Origin of the sequence: Inquilinus limosus MP06, assembly GCF_000767795.1 — a bacterium.
Lineage (GTDB): Bacteria > Pseudomonadota > Alphaproteobacteria > DSM-16000 > Inquilinaceae > Inquilinus > Inquilinus limosus_E.
Genome location: NZ_JANX01000094.1, coordinates 1 through 15,490, shown reverse-complemented (window position 1 = coordinate 15,490; position 15,490 = coordinate 1). Strand labels below are relative to the sequence as shown.

The 15,490-nt window shown below is 70.3% G+C and carries 15 protein-coding genes; 5 read left to right on the top strand and 10 right to left on the bottom strand.

All coding sequences use genetic code 11. From position 1 onward, the window contains the following. On the bottom strand, positions 1-361 hold a 361-nt coding region (locus P409_RS10385; protein ID WP_430515633.1), incomplete at its 3' end, for a hypothetical protein. Positions 362-605: 244 nt separating this feature from the next. On the opposite strand from P409_RS10385, the gene P409_RS10380 reads away from it, so the two are divergent. The 5 genes from P409_RS10380 (at position 606) to P409_RS10360 (ending at position 5,667) form a co-directional block, all read left to right on the top strand. Further along, the gene (locus P409_RS10380; protein ID WP_034835156.1) at positions 606-1,100 is read left to right on the top strand and encodes a YciE/YciF ferroxidase family protein; all 495 of its coding nucleotides are present in this window, start codon (positions 606-608) and stop codon (positions 1,098-1,100) included. Between the two features lie 257 nt (positions 1,101-1,357). Then, on the top strand, positions 1,358-1,981 hold the full coding sequence (locus P409_RS10375; RefSeq protein ID WP_052120331.1) for a (2Fe-2S)-binding protein: 624 nt from the start codon (positions 1,358-1,360) through the stop codon (positions 1,979-1,981). Between the two features lie 2 nt (positions 1,982-1,983). Beyond that, positions 1,984-2,973, top strand: a complete 990-nt coding sequence (locus tag P409_RS10370) for an FAD binding domain-containing protein (protein ID WP_034835153.1) — start codon at positions 1,984-1,986, stop codon at positions 2,971-2,973. Between the two features lies 1 nt (position 2,974). Continuing rightward, positions 2,975-5,251 (top strand): xanthine dehydrogenase family protein molybdopterin-binding subunit, encoded by a 2,277-nt coding sequence (locus P409_RS10365; RefSeq protein WP_034835150.1) that lies wholly within the window; start codon positions 2,975-2,977, stop codon positions 5,249-5,251. After that, entirely contained in the window at positions 5,251-5,667 is a 417-nt protein-coding gene (locus P409_RS10360; protein WP_034835147.1) for a GFA family protein, read from the top strand. The genes P409_RS10365 and P409_RS10360 overlap by 1 nt, the downstream gene beginning before the upstream one ends. A 3-nt stretch (positions 5,668-5,670) precedes the next feature. On the opposite strand, the gene P409_RS10355 is transcribed toward P409_RS10360, so the two are convergent. The 9 genes from P409_RS10355 to P409_RS10315 all read right to left on the bottom strand — a co-directional run. Beyond that, the gene (locus tag P409_RS10355) at positions 5,671-5,883 is read right to left on the bottom strand and encodes a hypothetical protein (RefSeq protein ID WP_034835144.1); all 213 of its coding nucleotides are present in this window, start codon (positions 5,881-5,883) and stop codon (positions 5,671-5,673) included. A gap of 87 nt (positions 5,884-5,970) precedes the next feature. Beyond that, the gene (locus tag P409_RS10350) at positions 5,971-8,355 is read right to left on the bottom strand and encodes a membrane-bound PQQ-dependent dehydrogenase, glucose/quinate/shikimate family (protein WP_193366485.1); all 2,385 of its coding nucleotides are present in this window, start codon (positions 8,353-8,355) and stop codon (positions 5,971-5,973) included. 60 nt (positions 8,356-8,415) lie between these two features. Then, positions 8,416-10,014 (bottom strand): DHA2 family efflux MFS transporter permease subunit, encoded by a 1,599-nt coding sequence (locus tag P409_RS10345; RefSeq protein WP_034835142.1) that lies wholly within the window; start codon positions 10,012-10,014, stop codon positions 8,416-8,418. Beyond that, positions 10,011-11,102, bottom strand: coding sequence for an HlyD family secretion protein (locus P409_RS10340; RefSeq protein WP_081991407.1), 1,092 nt, complete (start codon positions 11,100-11,102; stop codon positions 10,011-10,013). Before P409_RS10340 ends, P409_RS10345 begins: the two co-directional genes overlap by 4 nt. Before the next feature lie 114 nt (positions 11,103-11,216). Continuing rightward, positions 11,217-11,483 (bottom strand): cytochrome C oxidase subunit IV family protein, encoded by a 267-nt coding sequence (locus tag P409_RS10335; RefSeq protein ID WP_034835139.1) that lies wholly within the window; start codon positions 11,481-11,483, stop codon positions 11,217-11,219. Positions 11,484-11,487: 4 nt separating this feature from the next. Beyond that, entirely contained in the window at positions 11,488-12,114 is a 627-nt protein-coding gene (locus P409_RS10330) for a cytochrome c oxidase subunit 3 (RefSeq protein WP_052120329.1), read from the bottom strand. Beyond that, entirely contained in the window at positions 12,107-13,762 is a 1,656-nt protein-coding gene (locus P409_RS10325) for a cytochrome c oxidase subunit I (protein WP_052120327.1), read from the bottom strand. The genes P409_RS10330 and P409_RS10325 overlap by 8 nt, the downstream gene beginning before the upstream one ends. Then, positions 13,759-14,709, bottom strand: coding sequence for a cytochrome c oxidase subunit II (coxB, locus tag P409_RS10320; RefSeq protein ID WP_034835136.1), 951 nt, complete (start codon positions 14,707-14,709; stop codon positions 13,759-13,761). Before coxB ends, P409_RS10325 begins: the two co-directional genes overlap by 4 nt. After that, on the bottom strand, positions 14,706-15,490 hold a 785-nt coding region (locus P409_RS10315; RefSeq protein ID WP_202964622.1), incomplete at its 5' end, for an SCO family protein. The genes P409_RS10315 and coxB, both read right to left, overlap by 4 nt.

The following is a 15,490-nucleotide window of genomic DNA, read 5'->3' as shown; positions in this document are numbered from 1 at the left end:
CGCACCAGGCGAGAAAGCCATGGGCCGTGTCGCGGAAGGCCACCTCGTCGGTGTGGATGCCCGTCCAGCGTGTCCGCAGGCGCCCGGTGATATAGCCGCCGAGGGCCGAGGCTACCCATTGGATGACGATCAGCCCGATCGCTGTGGTCACGGCGAAGGTCGTGGCGCCCGCGCCAGAGCCTGGCCAGGGCGAGACGATGGACAGGCCGAAGCCCGTGCCCAGGACCATCAGCGCCAGGGTCACCGCGGCGGCGACGGCCGCGCCGGCGAAGACGGCGCCCCAGGACACGCCGGATGCCGCGGACTCCGCCGCCGGGACGACGGCCCGCGGCTCGGAGTATTCGGAATAGGTGCCGACCATGTTGCCCTCCCTCAGCGGAACAGCAGCAGGATGACGATGATCACCGGGATCGGAACCCCGAGCAGCCAGAGAAGAATGCCGCGGCCCATGTCGGCCTCCTGAAACGGAATCACTGATTCCGCCAATGAGGAGGCCGAAGTCTCCGTTCCGCTCGGCCGCAAATTCTTTTCCGGGGCGGATGGAAAGCGGAACGGCCCGGACGCGGACCCTGTTGGCCTCGACGGTTCAACCCGGAGGAGAGACCATGGCGACCAAGGAAAAGACCCTCGACGATCTGTTCCTCGAGACGCTCAAGGACATCTATCACGCGGAGAAGCAGATCCTCCGCGGCCTGACCAAGATGGCGAAGGCGACCAAGACGCCGGAGCTGGTCCAGGCTTTCGAGACCCATCGCGACGAGACCGACGGCCAGGTGCAGCGGCTGGAGCAGGTGTTCGAGATCCTCGGCAAGCGGCCCCAGGCCAAGCCCTGCGAGGCGATCCAGGGGCTGATCGCCGAGGCGGCCGAGGTGATGGACGAGTTCAAGGGCACCGATGCCCTCGACGCCGGCCTGCTGTCGGCGGCGCAGGCGGTCGAGCACTACGAGATCTCCCGCTACGGCACCCTCAAGGCCTGGGCGGCGCAGCTGGGGATGAAGGATGCCGTGGACCTGTTCGACCAGACCCTGAAGGAGGAGAAGAAGACCGACCAGCTGCTGAACCAGCTGGCGGAGCGCGGCCTGAACAGGAAGGCCGCCTGAACGATCGACGGCGGCCACGAAGTCGCGTCCGGATCTCCGACGGCGAGCCCGCTCCATGTCTCGCCGTCGAAGGTTCGGAGCGGGCGCCGCCTCGTCCTACCGGAGGTCCTGCCCTTGCCGCGGCCGCGCTCTTCGATCCGGCCGTCAAGCCGGATCTTCCGACCGGAACCCACGGCATCGCAGGCTCATTGCCACAGGAGAGGCCGCCCGGCCTGACCCCGGAGCGCCATCTACTGCCACACAGCTGGAGCGAGGCGATGCAAGCAGACCGCCAGCCCGTCCGCCTGCCCGATGTCAAGCGACGGCCCTTCCTCGGCATGACCGCGTCGGCCGCCGCGGCCGTCCCGCTCGGCGGCGCCGCCCCCGCGGTCGATGCTCAGGCGGAGGTGCCGGCCCCGAGCGTCGGCCCCGACCTGATGCCGATGCGCCTGCGGATCAACGGGCAGGATCAGACCGTGGCGCTCGACATCCGGACGACGCTCCTCGACGCGCTGCGGGAGCATGTCGGCCTCACCGGCTCGAAGAAGGGCTGCGACCAGGGGCAATGCGGCGCCTGCACCGTGCTGCTCGACGGCCGGCGCGTGCTGTCCTGCCTCACCCTGGCAGTGATGGCGCAGGGCAGGGCGGTCACCACGATCGAGGGGCTGGCCGCCGACGGCGCCCTGCACCCGATGCAGCAGGCCTTCATCGACCATGACGCCTTCCAGTGCGGCTACTGTACCCCCGGCCAGATCCTGTCGGCCGTGGCCTGTGTCGAGGAAGGCCATGCCGGCAGCGAGGCCGAGATCCGCGAGTTCATGAGCGGCAATCTCTGCCGCTGCGCCGCCTACCCGAACATCGTTGACGCGATCCTGCAGGCCAAAGCCGAGATGGAGGCCTGAGCATGCGCCCGTTTCTCTATGACCAGGCGGCCTCCGCCCGCGACGCCGCCCGGGCCGCCGGCGGCGAGCCTGCCGCGGCCTTCATCGCCGGCGGCACCACGCTGCTCGACCTGATGAAGCTCGACGTGCTGCGGCCGGAACGGCTGATCGACATCACCGGCATCGGCGAAGACGGGATCGAGAGCACGGCGCAGGGGCTGCGGCTGGGCGGCATGGCCCGCATGGCGGATGTCGCCGCCCACGAAGAGGTGCGCCGCGACTATCCGGTCATAGCCGAGGCCCTGGACCTCGCCGCCAGCCAGCAACTGCGCAACATGGCGCGGCTCGGCGGCAACCTGCTGCAGCGGACCCGTTGCCCCTATTTCCGCGACCCATCCTGGAGCGCCTGCAACAGGCGCGTGCCGGGATCGGGCTGCGCCGCGCTGGAGGGCGTCAACCGGCAGCACGCCGTGCTGGGCACCAGCGACGCCTGCATCGCGACCTATCCCGGCGATCTCGCCCAGGCGCTGGTCGCGCTGGACGCCACGCTCGATATCGTCGGGCCCGACGGCGCCCGCACCATGCCGGTGGCCGAACTGCACCGCCTGCCGGACGCCCGGCCGGAGGTCGAGACCACCCTGGCGCCGGGCGAGATCATCACCGCCATCGACGTGCCGGCGGGGCCGTGGACCCGGCGGTCCCTGTACCTGAAGATCCGGGATCGTGAATCCTACGCCTTCGCGCTGGCCTCCGCGGCCGTCGCCCTCGACATCGCGGATGGCGTGGTGCGCGAGGCGCGGATCGGCCTCGGCGGCGTGGCGACGATACCCTGGCGGGCCCGGGCGGCCGAAGCGGAGCTGAAGGGGCGCCCGCTGGACGAAGCATCGGCCGGGTCCGCGGCGGAGGCGGCCTTCGCCTCCGCCCGGCCGCGCCGGCACAACGCGTTCAAGGTCGAGCTGGGCCGCCGCACGCTGGTGCGGGCCCTGCTGCAGGCCGCAACGATGGAGGCGTGAGATGGCGAAGGCCGCACCGCAGCCGCAGGAGAATATGGGCCGCCCCGAGCCCCGCATCGACGGTCGCCGCAAGGTGACGGGGGAGGCGAAATACCCCTCCGACGCCACCATCGCGAATCCCGCCCATGCCGTGCTGGTCACCAGCGCGGTGGCGAAGGGGGAGATCGCCGGAATCGACCTGGAGGAGGCCCGGGCCGTGCCCGGGGTGCTCGACATCCTCACCCACGAGACCGCCGGCGGCCAGGTCGCCGCGATGAAGCTGTTCACCGGCGGGGGCTATGCCGCGACCACCATCCGGCCGCTCGACAGCGCCCGGATCTGGCATGACGGCCAGATCGTCGCGCTGGTCGTGGCCGAGACGCTGGAGGCGGCGCGGGACGCGGCGCATCGGGTGGCGGTGCGCTATCGCGCCGACCCGGCACCGACCGCCGGCTTCGCCGCGCCGGGTCTGGAGGTGGTTCCCGCCACCGAGGCCAAGAAGGGGCATGAGGATCCCGGCATCGGCGATCCCGAGGGCGCGTTGAAGGACGGCGACGCCACCGTCGATGCCGAATACGAGACGCCGGCGCAGCATCACAACCCGATCGAGCTGTTCACCACCACCTGCGTCTGGGATGGGCCGCGGCTGACCATCCATGAGCCGAGCCAGATCGTCTACGGGCTCAAGCACGGCGTGGCGCAGCAGCTGGGCCTCGACCCGGATCAGGTCCATGTCGTCAGCCCCTTCGTCGGCGGCGCCTTCGGGTCGAAGGCCTCGGTGACCCCGCGCACGGCCCTGACCGCGATCGCCGCCCGCCGCGTCGGCCGCCCGGTCAAGCTGGTCACCAGCCGGACCCAGGGCTTCACCACCACGACATATCGGGCGGAGACCCGGCATCGGCTGCGGCTGGCCGCCGGCCGCGACGGGCGGCTGACGGCGCTGGTGCATGAGGGCTGGGAGGTCACGTCCCGTCCCGACGCCTACATGGTCGCCGGCACCGACACGACCACGCGGATGTACGCGGCGCCGAACATCCGGTCCCGCGTCCATGTCGCCCATGCCGACCGCAACACGCCGGGCTTCATGCGGGCGCCGGCCGAGGTGCCCTACATGTTCGCGCTGGAGAGCGCGATGGACGAGCTGGCCGTGGCGCTCCGGATGGACCCGGTGGAGCTGCGCAGGGTCAACGATACCCGGGCCGAGCCAATCAAGGGCGTGCCCTACAGCAGCCGGTCGCTGATGCCGTGCTACGACGCCGCGGCCGCCGCCTTCGGCTGGAAGGATCGGGACCCGCGTCCCGGATCGATGCGCCAGGACGACTGGCTGATCGGCTGGGGCTGCGCCACCGCCTGCTACCCGAGCCTGATCGCCGCCGCCTCCGCCCGGGTCCGGCTGCTGCCGGACGGCGGCGTGCAGGTGCAGACCGCGGCACATGACATCGGCACCGGCGCCTATACCGTGATCGGACAGGCGGCGGCGGAGCGCCTGGGCGTGCCGCTCGGCCGGGTCGATGTCGTGCTCGGCGACACGGATCTGCCGCCCGCTCCGGTGGCCGGCGGGTCGAACATGACCGCCAGCGTCTGCTCGGCGGTGATCAAGGCCTGCGACGGCATCCGCGAGACCCTGTTCCGGGCGCTGGCCGGCCGCGGCAACGATCTCTCCGGCTACGAGCTGCGCGATGGTCGGGTGACGGGGCCGGACGGCCTGGACGAGAGCCTGCAGGACACCTTCCGCCGGATCGGCGCCGGCGCGATCGAGGAGTATGCGGAGTCGGTCCCCAAGGGCGCGGCGAACGGGGCGGTCGACAAGCTGTACCGCGGAGCCTCCGCCCTGACCGGCGGCGCGGAGGGCAGCGACTTCGTGCGCTACGCCTTCGGCGCGGAATTCGTCGAGGTCCGGGTGCATGCGCGGACGCGCGAGATCCGGGCGCCGCGCATGGTCGGCGCCTTCGCCGCCGGCCGGATCATGAATCCGCGGACGGCGCGCAGCCAGCTGATGGGCGGCATGATCTGGGGCCTGGGCTCGGCCCTGCACGAGAAGACCGAGATTGACGAGCGCTTCGCCCGCTACGTCAACACCGACATCGCCGAATACCTGGTCCCGGTGAATGCCGATGTCGCCGAGGTCGAGGTGATCTTCGTCCCGGAGGAGGACAACCGCGTCAACCCGGCCGGGATCAAGGGTCTGGGCGAGCTCGGCAATGTCGGCACGGCGGCTGCGGTCGCCAACGCCGTCTATCACGCCACCGGGCGGCGGATCCGCAGCCTGCCGATCCGGATCGAGGACCTGCTGCCCTGATGGGCGGGCAGGAGACGGAGCCGGTCACCGGCGGCTGCCTATGCGGCCGCGTCCGGTATGAGGCCTCGGCCCGGCCGCGGGTCCACTACTGCCATTGCACGATGTGCCGGCGCTCGACCGGGAGCGCCTTCGCGGTGCTGGCCTGGATCCCGCGGCGAAGCCTGCGCTGGGTCGGGGAGGAACGACCGAGCGAGCGCCGGTCGTCGCCGATCGCGCGGCGAGGCTTCTGCGACCGTTGCGGCACGCCGATCACCCTCGCCTATGACCATGGCGACGAGATCGCGCTGCACGCCGGCACGCTCGACCAGCCGGATGCCTTTCCACCCGGCTATCACTACGGCGTGGAAAGCCGTCTCGCCTGGGTGGATTGCGGGGCCGGGCTGCGATCCGGCCGAACGAAGGAACGCTGGGGCTGAGGATCACGTCAGCGTCAGGATCAGAAGGATCACGACGAGCACGAGGAGTGCGACGAGAATCGGCAGCGTCCAGCGCGAGCCCTCCTGCTCGGGCCCGCGGGCCAGGCTGATATCCTGCGCCCGTTCGATCGCCTGCTCGCCCTTGTCCTCCTGACCGGGTGTCCCGTCGATGGGACCCGGCGCGCGGCGGCCCGGCACCTCGTGCTCCGAAGCCATCTCCGCCTCCCGCGGCGGTCATCGTGTCAAGGGAGCAATGGCTGCCGGCGCCGCCGGGTTCCACCGCGGCGGTCTCGAGCGGGGATGTCAGGGCAGCGCATAGGCGACGATAGAGTCCCCGGTGCGGGTGCCCAGGCCGCTGTGGCCGCCCGCCGCGATCGCGACATACTGCTTGCCGTTCACCGCATAGGACATCGGCGTCGCCTGGCCGCCGGCGGGCAGGCGCGCCCGCCACAGCACCTCGCCCGTCGCCTCGTCGACGGCGCGGAGATAATCGTCGGCGGTGGCGCCGATGAAGATCAGCCCGCCCGCCGTGACCATGTTGCCGCCGATGTTGAAGATGCCGGTCGGCAGCGGCAGGTTGTCGTGCAGGCCGAAGGGGCCGGTGTCGCGGGTGGTGCCGATCGGGTGCTGCCACACGATCCGGCGCGTCGTCAGGTCGATCGCGGTCAGCGTGCCCCAGGGCGGCGGGTTGCAGGGCACGCCGAGAATGTTCAGCCAGGGATGCACCCGTCCGACATAGGGCGTGCCGTATTGCGGCGCCAACTCGCCACCGATCTTCGGCTCGTCGCCCTCGCCGTTCCAGGGCGGCACCATGCCGTTCTTCTCATAGGGCTCCCGCGGCAGCAGCGCGATCAGGAAGGGGATGTAGCTGGCATTGGCGATCAGCAGCTTGCGCTCGGGATCGATCGCGACGCCGTGCCAGTCGATCACCCCGTCGAAGGCCGGATAGACGATGGTGTCGCGCAGCTGCGGCGGCGTGAACTGGCCCCGATAGGCGGCGCGACGGAAGGCGATGCGGCAGGCCAGCTGGTCGATCGGCGTCGCGCCCCACATCGAGGCCTCGGTCAGGTCGGCCGGCGTCAGCGACGGCAGGCCGGTGGCGTAGGGCTGCGTCGCGGACAGCCGCTCGCCCGGCACGCCGCCCTGCGGCACCGGCTTCTCGGTGACCGCGGCGACGGGCTGTCCCGTGCGCCGGTCGAGCATGAAGAACTCGCCGCGCTTGGTGCTCTGCACCAGCGCCGGTACCGTCCCGCCCTGGCCGTCGGGCACATCGACCAGTGACGGCCCGATCGGCAAGTCCATGTCCCAGACATCATGATGCGTGGTCTGGAAATGCCAGCGCGGCGTCCCGCTCTCGATGTCGAGCGCGACGATCGAGCTGGAATAGGCGTCGTCGAACGGCCGGCGGTTGCCGCCGAAATAGTCCGGCGTGGCGTTGCCCAGCGGCAGGTAGACCAGGCCGAGATCGGGATCGGCCGTGTAGGCGCCCCAGGCGTTCGGCGTGCCGCGGGTCAGGACGTCGTCCGGGCCGGGCTTGAAGGCTTGCTGCCCCTCCGGCCGGCCGAGATCCCAGGCCCAGGCGATCGCGCCGGTGACCGGGTCGAAGGCCCGCACCGCGCCGGACGGCTCGCCCTCCGCCTGGTTGTCGTAGACCCAGCCGCCGAGGATCACCCGGTCCTTCAGGACCAGCGGCGGCGAGGTGACGAAATGGAAACCCCGCGGCACATGGCCGAGATACCGGGTCAGCGAGACGAAGCCGTGCTCGCCGAAATCCTCGCAGGGCCTGCCGGTCTCCGCATTCAGGGCCATCAACCGGGCGTCGAGCACCGGCGCAATGATGCGGCGGGGACAATCGGTGGCGGTGCCCGCCGGCGCCTCGTAATAGGCGACGCCGCGGCAGGCCAGGTAGACGTCGGACTCGGTGTCGGCCTTGGGATCGAAGCTCCATTTCTTCCGCCCGGTTGCGGCGTCGAAGGCGACGACCCAGCTGTGGCCGGTGCAGACATAGAGCGTATCTCCGACCTTGAGCGGCGTGTCCTCGAAGTTGAACTCGTGGCCGGCATCGGTGCCGCCCTTGTCCTCGCCCGGCCGCATCATGTCGCCGGTCTCCGCCGTCCAGGCGACCTTCAGGGCCTTGACGGTCTGCGGCGTGATCTGGTCGAGCGGCGAGAAGCGGTCCCCCTTCGGCGTGCGGCCGTAGAAGCGCCAGTCCTCGGCCGCGACGCTGGTGTCGGCAGCGCCGGCGTCACGCTGCGCCCGGGCCGTGCCATCGATGCCGACGGAACGGGTGAAGGCATAGCCGGTGACGCCGATGGTGACGATGATCGTCAGCGCCAGGGCCGCTGCCGCCATCCGCGCCCCTGGGCCCAGCCGCCGGGTGATCCAGGGCATCAGCAGATACAGGCCGAGCACCAGGGGCGCCACCACCCTCGGCTCCAGCTGCCAGCCGGCCAGCCCGATCTCGGAGACCGACCAGGCCAGCGTCCCGATCAGCACCAGGCCGTAGAGCCACAGCGCGGCGGCGGAGCGGCGCAGCAGCAGGAGGCCGGTCAGCACCAGGCCGCTCCCGGCAGCGAGATAGTACCAGGAGCCACCCAGGGCGATCAGCCAGCCGCCACCGGCGGCGAAGCCGGCACCGAGGGCGATGAAAATGGCGGCGGATATCAGGGGGCGGGGGCGGGTGGTCATGGGGATGGTCCTTCGTCGGGTGCGTGTCCTCGCTTGGTGGCTGGTCCGGCACCGGCCGGGTCATCCATGGCCCGCCGCGGCACCGGGCTGCCCGCGGCGCAGCAGCAGCGCAACCGGGATCATCAGCAGGGCCACGACCGCAAGGGCCTGGAACACGTCGATATAGGAGAGGAGCGTGGCCTGGTCCTGGACCAGCTGGCCGATCCAGTCGAAGGCCTGCCGCTGCGCTGTTGCCTGGCTCGCGCCCTGGGCCAGGAAATGCGCCGTCGCCTGATCCAGCCCCAGCTGATAGCCGAGAGCCGAAGGCGAGGCGTGGCCGGCCAGATGGGTCTGGTGCACCTGCGCGTTCTGGGCCAGCAGCGTGGTCGACAGCGACACGCCGATCGAGCCGCCGAGGTTGCGCGCCACGTTGATCAGGGCCGCGGCCTGGCTGGTCTTGTCCGGCGGCAGGTCGGCATAGGAGGCGGTGGTGATCGGCAGGAACAGGAAGGGCAGGCCGATCATCTGGAACACCCGCGACCAGGCGAAGGTGGCGAAATCCGCGTCGGGCGAGAGGTTGGTGAAGTGCCACATGGCCAGCGCCACCACCGTCATCCCGCCCATGATCAGGTATTTCGGCGACACCAGGTTGGTCAGGCGCGAGGAGATTGGCATCAGCAGGAACATCACCAGCCCGCCCGGCATCAGCGCGAGGCCGGCCCAGGTGGCGGTGTAGCCGTACTGCTCCTGCAGCAGCTGCGGCAGGATCTGGGTCGAGCTGTAGAGGATGGCGCCGACCGCCAGCATCACCAGGCAGGTGGTGCCGAACTGCCGGCGCAGCACCAGCCTGATGTCGACGATCGGGTCCTTGCGCGACAGCTCCCACGGCACCAGCAGGATCAGGGACAGGAAGGAGATGGCGGCGAAGGTGACGATGAAGCCGGAATCGAACCAGTCCTCGCGCTGGCCCTTGTCGAGCATGACCTCGAGGCAGCCGAGCCAGAGAGCGACCAGCAAGAGCCCGATCCAGTCGACCTTCAGCCCGCCGGCCAGCGCGTCCCGGCGTTCCCGTTTCAGCACCTCGGGCTCGACCAGCAGCCACTGCACCAGGACCAGCGAGGCCATGCCCATCGGCACGTTGATCAGGAAAATCCAGTGCCAGGAGAAATTGTCGGTGATCCAGCCGCCGATGGTCGGCCCGAAGGTCGGGGCGACGATCACGGCGATGGCGTAGACGCCGAAGGCCTGGGCCCGCTTCTCCGGCGGGAAGCTGTCGGCCAGGATCGACTGCTCGCTCGGCGCCAGCCCGCCGCCGCCGAGTCCCTGCAGCACCCGGAAGACGATCAGCATCTCCAGGCTGGAGGACAGCCCGCACATCAGCGAGCTGACGGCGAACAGGGCGACGCAGATCATGTAGAAGCGCTTGCGCCCGACCACGCCGGACAGCCAGCCGCTGATCGGCAGCACCACGGCATTGGCGACGAGATAGCTGGTGATCACCCAGGTGCTCTCGTCCTGCCCGGCGGCGAGCCCTCCGGCGATATGGCGCAACGCCACATTGGCGATCGAGGTGTCCAGCACCTCCATGAAGGTGGCGATCGAGACCACGCCGGCGATCAACCATGGATTGCGGCCGCCGGCCGCGGACCGGCTGCCGGCGGCCTCGGCCCCGGCGCTCATCGCACCGTCACGGTCGGCACCACCGACATGCCGGGGCCTAGCGGCAGGTCCGGCGGCTGGTCGAACACGATCTTCACCGGCACCCGCTGCACCACCTTGACGTAATTGCCGGTCGCGTTCTCCGCCGGCAGCAGGGCGAAGGCGGTGCCGCTGCCGAATTGCTGGCTGTCAACATGGCCGGGGAAGTCGCGGTCCGGATAGGCGTCGATCGAGATCGACACCGGCTGGCCCGGGCGCATCAGGTCCAGCTGCGTCTCCTTGAAGTTGGCGGTGACCCAGACCTCGCGCGGCACCAGCATCATCAGGCTCTGGCCCGGCGAGGCATAGGCGCCGCGCGCGGCCGACAGCTTGGCGACGCGGCCGGCGACCGGCGCCGTAAGCACCGTGCGATCCTGGTTCGCCTGCGCCTGCTGCAGCGAGGCCTGGGCCTGCTCCAGCGCCGCAGTGGCGCCCTGGGCCTGGGCCTGCAGCACGCCGAGCTGCTTGTCGGTGGCCGTCAGCGAGGCTTGGGCGCCGTCGAACTCCGCCTGGCGCTGCCGCAGGTCGGTCGAGGCCTGGTCCGCCCGCTGCCGGGTGCCGGCGGCGGTCTGCGCCAGGTCCTGGGCCCGCTTGTTCTCGTCCTGGGCGAATTGCAGCGCCGCCTGTGACGCGGTGACCTGCAACCGGGCCTGATCGACCTTCGCCTTCTGCGCCTCGATCTGGGCCGCGAAATTGGCGATGTCGGCCTGGGATTGGTCGATCTTGGCATGCGCCTGGGCCAGGGCGGCGGCGTAGTCGCGGTCGTCGATCCGGGCCAGCACGGCGCCCGCCTCGACTAGCTGGTTGTCGGTCACCGGCACGTCGATGATCGCGCCGCTGACTTGCGGGCTGACCGATACGGTGCGGGCATCAATGAAGGCGTCGTCCGTGCTCTCGTAATTGCGGGCATGCAGCCACCACCCGACGGCGCCGGCCAGCAGCACCACGGCGGCGATCGACCCGATCAGCACCGCCTTGCCGTGCCGGGCAAGGAAGCCGCGATGGTCTTCGGGCGGCTTCCGCTCCTCCGCCGCCGGCGTCTCGGCGCGGTTTGCATCGTCTGGCGTCATGGCAAGCCCTCTCGCCGGCCCGAACATGGTTCGGGCTGCTTTGCGGCGGCCGGTCGGCCGCGGGGTTCTGCTGACGGCAATGAGATTGTGCGGGGGATGGTTCCCCCTCGCGGGTCAGCGGGTCAGGATATCGGCAACCGCCATCGCCATCAGGACGGCCAGCCAGGCGACGGCGCCGAGGGCGAAGACCCGCAGCAGCCCACCGCGCTCGCGCAGATGCATGAACACCCACAGGATCAGCCCCGCCTTGACCGCGGCGATCGCCATGTTGGCGACCGGCTTGACCGGCCCGATCGGCGCGAAGCTGACGGCGATGGTGATCGCCAGCAGGGCCAGCAGGCCGGCCCAGGTCAGGACAAGGGGGCGAAGCTCGCTCCACATCGCGTCACCGCACCAGGTAGAGGACGGGGTAGAGGAACACCCAGACGATATCGACGAAATGCCAGTACAGGCCGGTCAGCTCCGCCGCCATCGCCTGGGCCGGCCGGCGCCGCGCGATCCGGATGGCGAGCCACAGCACCAGGCCGATGCCGATGGTCAGATGGACCGCGTGCAGTGCCGTCGCCACGAGATACAGGTTCAGGAACAGCGCCTGCGCCGGATCGGTCGGCGTGGCCGGCGGCGCCAGGGCCGGCAGCAGCCCCTTGGCATAGTCCTGGGCGTATTCCAGGGACTTCAGGCCGAGGAAGGCCAGCCCCAGAGCGGCGGTCACCAGCACGGCGGCGAGGGTCGCCCTTCGCCGGTCCTGGCGCGCGGCGACGGCGGCGATCGCCATGGCGAGGCTGGAGGTCAGCAGCACCACGGTGTTGATCGCCCCGAGCCACAGGTCCAGGCGGCTGGAGGCGGCGATCACCGCCTCCGGATGCCGGATGCGGTCGGTCAGGGCGACGGCCAGGATGCCGCCGAACAGCATCACCTCCGTGGCCAGGAAGACGAACATCCCCATCCGGTCGGCGGCGGCCTGCCGCGCCGGATCGGTGAAGGGCTCGCGCAGCGTCAGGCGCTCAGCCATCGCCGCCCCTGCGCTCGATCGCGTAGGCATAGGGCGCCTCGGTGACCACTGGAATCCGATCGAAATTGTGCTTCGGCGGCGGCGACGGCACGGTCCATTCCAGCCCGGTGGCCGGCCAGGGGTTCGGCCCCGCCGGGGCGCCGTGGCGCAGCGAGTACAGCAGGTAGGCGAAGGGCAGGACATAGGCGACGCCCAGCAGGCTGGCCCCGGCGGTCGACAGCACGTGCAGCACCTGGAAGGCCGGGTCGTAGACATGGTAGCGCCGCGGCATGCCGAGGTAGCCAAGCAGGAATTGCGGGAAGAAGGTCAGGTTGAAACCGAGGAAGATGAAGATCGCCGACAGCCGGCCCCAGATCCGCGAATAGGTGCGGCCGGTGATCTTCGGCCACCAGTAGTGCAGGGCGCCGAAGAAGGCGGAGACGGTGCCGCCGACCATGATGTAGTGGAAATGCGCGATGACGAAGGTGGTGTCGTGGACATGCACGTCGACTGCCAGCAGCGCCAGCATCAGCCCGGTCAGCCCGCCGATGACGAACAGGCCGATGAAGGACATGGCGAAGAGGAAGGGCGGCTCCAGCGAGATGTGGCCTTTGTAGAGCGTCGCGGTCCAGTTGTAGACCTTGATCGCCGAGGGCACCGCGACGGCCAGGCTGAGGAAGGAGAACACGGCGCTGGCATACATCGACTGGCCGGCCACGAACATGTGGTGGCCCCAGACCAGGAAGCCGATCACCGCGATGGCGAGCGAGGAGAAGGCGACGAACCAGTAGCCGAACACCGGCTTGTGCGCCGCCGCCGCGACCAGCTCGCTGACCACGCCCATCGCCGGCAGGATCATGATGTAGACGGCCGGGTGGCTGTAGAACCAGAACAGGTGCTGGTACAGCAGCGGATCGCCGCCCAGCGCCGGGTCGAAGATGCCGATGCCGAACAACCGCTCCGCCGCGATCAGCACCAACGTCACCGACAGCACCGGCGTCGCCAGCACCAGCACCAGCGACGTCGCGTAATGCGACCAGACGAACAGCGGCAGCCGGCCCCAGCCCATGCCTGGCGCGCGCAGCATGTGCACCGTGACGATGAAGTTCAGCCCGGTCAGGATCGAGGAGAAGCCGACGATGAACACGGCGGCGGCCGCGGCCACGACATGGCCGTTGGCGAACATGCTGGACAGCGGAGTGTAAAAGGTCCAGCCGGTGTCGACCCCGCCGGTCACCAGGACATAGATCGTGACCAGCCCGCCCAGCACGTAGATGTACCAGCTCAGCAGGTTCAGGCGCGGGAAGGCCAGGTCGCGCGCCCCGATCATCAGCGGGATCAGGAAGTTGCCGAAGGTGGTCGGGATCGACGGGATCAGGAAGAACCAGACCATGATCACGCCATGGATGGTGAAGGCGCGGTTGTAGCCCTCGTTGCTGAGCAGGTCGCCCTGCGGCGTCAACAGGTCCAGGCGGATCGCCGCCGCCGCGGCGCCGCCGATGAAGAAGAAGGCGGTGATCGCGACCAGGTACAGGATGGCGATGCGTTTGTGGTCGGTGGTCAGCAGCCAGGACCGCAGGCTGTGCCCCGCCCGCAGATAGCTGACGCGCTCCTCCTCCGTCGCGGCCGGGACGCCGGTGGCGGGGAGGTCGGCCTGGACATGGGTCATGGCGAAGCCTCCCTGGGGCGTGGGCCCAGCGACTTGATGTAGGCCACCAGCTGCTGCACCTCGCCCTCGTCCACCAGGTTGCGGAAGGTCGGCATGATCGGCGGGTAGCCGGCGGCGATCCGGCTGTTGGGCTCCAGGATGCTGTCGCGGATGTACTGCTCGTCGGCGGTCACGGTGGTGCCGTCCTGCAGCGGCACAGGCCGGCCGAACAGCCCTTCCAGCCGCGGCGCGCGGACGGTGGCGCCAGGCGCGTGGCAGCCGCTGCAGCCGAGGGAGCGGAACAGCGCCTTGCCTTCCGCCGCCAGCGTGTCGCCGCCCTGCGTGCCGGCCAGCCAGCGGGCATAGTCCTGGCCGGCCATCACCACCAGGCGGCCGCGCATCAGCGAATGGTCGGTGCCGCAGAACTGGGTGCATTCCAGCGGATAGCTGCCGGGCCGGTCGGCATCGAACCACAGGGTGGTGTACCGGCCGGGCAGCACATCCTGCTTCACCCGCAGCGCCGGCACGAACAGGCTGTGGATGACGTCCTCGGACGTCATGGTCAGCTTCACCGGCCGGCCGGCCGGGACGTGCAGGTCGTCGATCTCGCGCTGGCCCTCGGGGTGCTGGAACTTCCACATCCAGCGCTTGGCGACGACGTCGATCTCCATCGCGTTCGCCGGCGGGTGGCGCAGGTCGAAATACAGCCAGGCGGCCCAGACGAAGAAGGCCAGGGTCAAGAGGAACGGGATCGCCGCCCAGGACACCTCCAGCCAGACGTTGCGGTTGACCGGATGGACCCGGTCGGCCGCCTTGCCGCGCCGGTAGCGCACCGCGAAGACGACGATCAGGATGAAGACCGGGGCGGTCAGCGCCACCATCAGCACCGTGAAGGCGATCACCAGCAGGTCGACCTGTCCGGCATGGGCCGAGGCCGCGTCGGGCCACAGCGGGATGAAGCCGTTCATCGCCGGCTGCTCCCGCGCCGGCGCTCGCGCAGCACCGCCAGGCCGACGAAGCCGGACAGGGCCAGCACCGTGGCGCCGCCGCCGACCTGCAGCAGCAGCCAGATCACCGAGGAATAGCGGCCCGTCGTCGGATCATAGTGGTAGCAGAGCAGCAGCAGCTGGTCGCCGAAGCTGCCGATCGTGCCGCGGCCGGCCTCGGTCAGGGCCAGGCGCAGATCGGTCGGGTCCGGCGCGACGCCGTAGAGCCAGCGGGCCAGCCTGCCGTCCGGCGTCAGCACGGCGACGGCGGCGACATGCGCGTACTGGCCGATGCCGGAATCGAAGGCGTAACGGTAGCCCAGCGCGTCGGTCACCGCCCGGACATCGGCTTCCGTGCCGGTCAGGGCATGGATGCCCGTGGTTCCGCCATTGCGCTGGTCGAGGGATTCGACGGTCTTCCGCGCATCCTGCGGTCCCTCGGCCGGGTCGATGCCGAAGGCGACGACCGCGAAGGCGCGGCCCGGGCGGTAGGACTGGGCTTCCACGGCGCTCATCAGCCCGCCGAGCGTGACGCCGCAGATGTTCGGGCAGTTGTGCAGCACCGGCGCCAGCACGATCGGCTTGCCCCGACCAAGCTGCCGCAACGTCGCGGGAGCGCCGCTCTCATTCGTAAACGGAAGGTCGACCGGCAGCTGCGCGCCCGGTTTCGGGTCGATGCCGGCGCCGGCGAAGGGGTCGAAGGCCGCGGCGGTGCAGGTCGCGGTGAAGAGCAGGACCAGGGCGGAGAGCAGCCGGATCACGT

Excerpts from the sequence above, each read along its gene's own strand:
- P409_RS10380 (WP_034835156.1), top strand. The coding sequence starts at position 606 with ATGGCGACCAAGGAAAAGACCCTCGACGATCTGTTCCTCGAGACGCTC.
- P409_RS10375 (WP_052120331.1), top strand. The coding sequence starts at position 1,358 with ATGCAAGCAGACCGCCAGCCCGTCCGCCTGCCCGATGTCAAGCGACGG.
- P409_RS10370 (WP_034835153.1), top strand. The coding sequence starts at position 1,984 with ATGCGCCCGTTTCTCTATGACCAGGCGGCCTCCGCCCGCGACGCCGCC.
- P409_RS10365 (WP_034835150.1), top strand. The coding sequence starts at position 2,975 with ATGGCGAAGGCCGCACCGCAGCCGCAGGAGAATATGGGCCGCCCCGAG.
- P409_RS10360 (WP_034835147.1), top strand. The coding sequence starts at position 5,251 with ATGGGCGGGCAGGAGACGGAGCCGGTCACCGGCGGCTGCCTATGCGGC.
- P409_RS10355 (WP_034835144.1), bottom strand. The coding sequence starts at position 5,883 with ATGGCTTCGGAGCACGAGGTGCCGGGCCGCCGCGCGCCGGGTCCCATC.
- P409_RS10350 (WP_193366485.1), bottom strand. The coding sequence starts at position 8,355 with ATGACCACCCGCCCCCGCCCCCTGATATCCGCCGCCATTTTCATCGCC.
- P409_RS10345 (WP_034835142.1), bottom strand. The coding sequence starts at position 10,014 with ATGAGCGCCGGGGCCGAGGCCGCCGGCAGCCGGTCCGCGGCCGGCGGC.
- P409_RS10340 (WP_081991407.1), bottom strand. The coding sequence starts at position 11,102 with ATGACGCCAGACGATGCAAACCGCGCCGAGACGCCGGCGGCGGAGGAG.
- P409_RS10335 (WP_034835139.1), bottom strand. The coding sequence starts at position 11,483 with ATGTGGAGCGAGCTTCGCCCCCTTGTCCTGACCTGGGCCGGCCTGCTG.
- P409_RS10330 (WP_052120329.1), bottom strand. The coding sequence starts at position 12,114 with ATGGCTGAGCGCCTGACGCTGCGCGAGCCCTTCACCGATCCGGCGCGG.
- P409_RS10325 (WP_052120327.1), bottom strand. The coding sequence starts at position 13,762 with ATGACCCATGTCCAGGCCGACCTCCCCGCCACCGGCGTCCCGGCCGCG.
- coxB (WP_034835136.1), bottom strand. The coding sequence starts at position 14,709 with ATGAACGGCTTCATCCCGCTGTGGCCCGACGCGGCCTCGGCCCATGCC.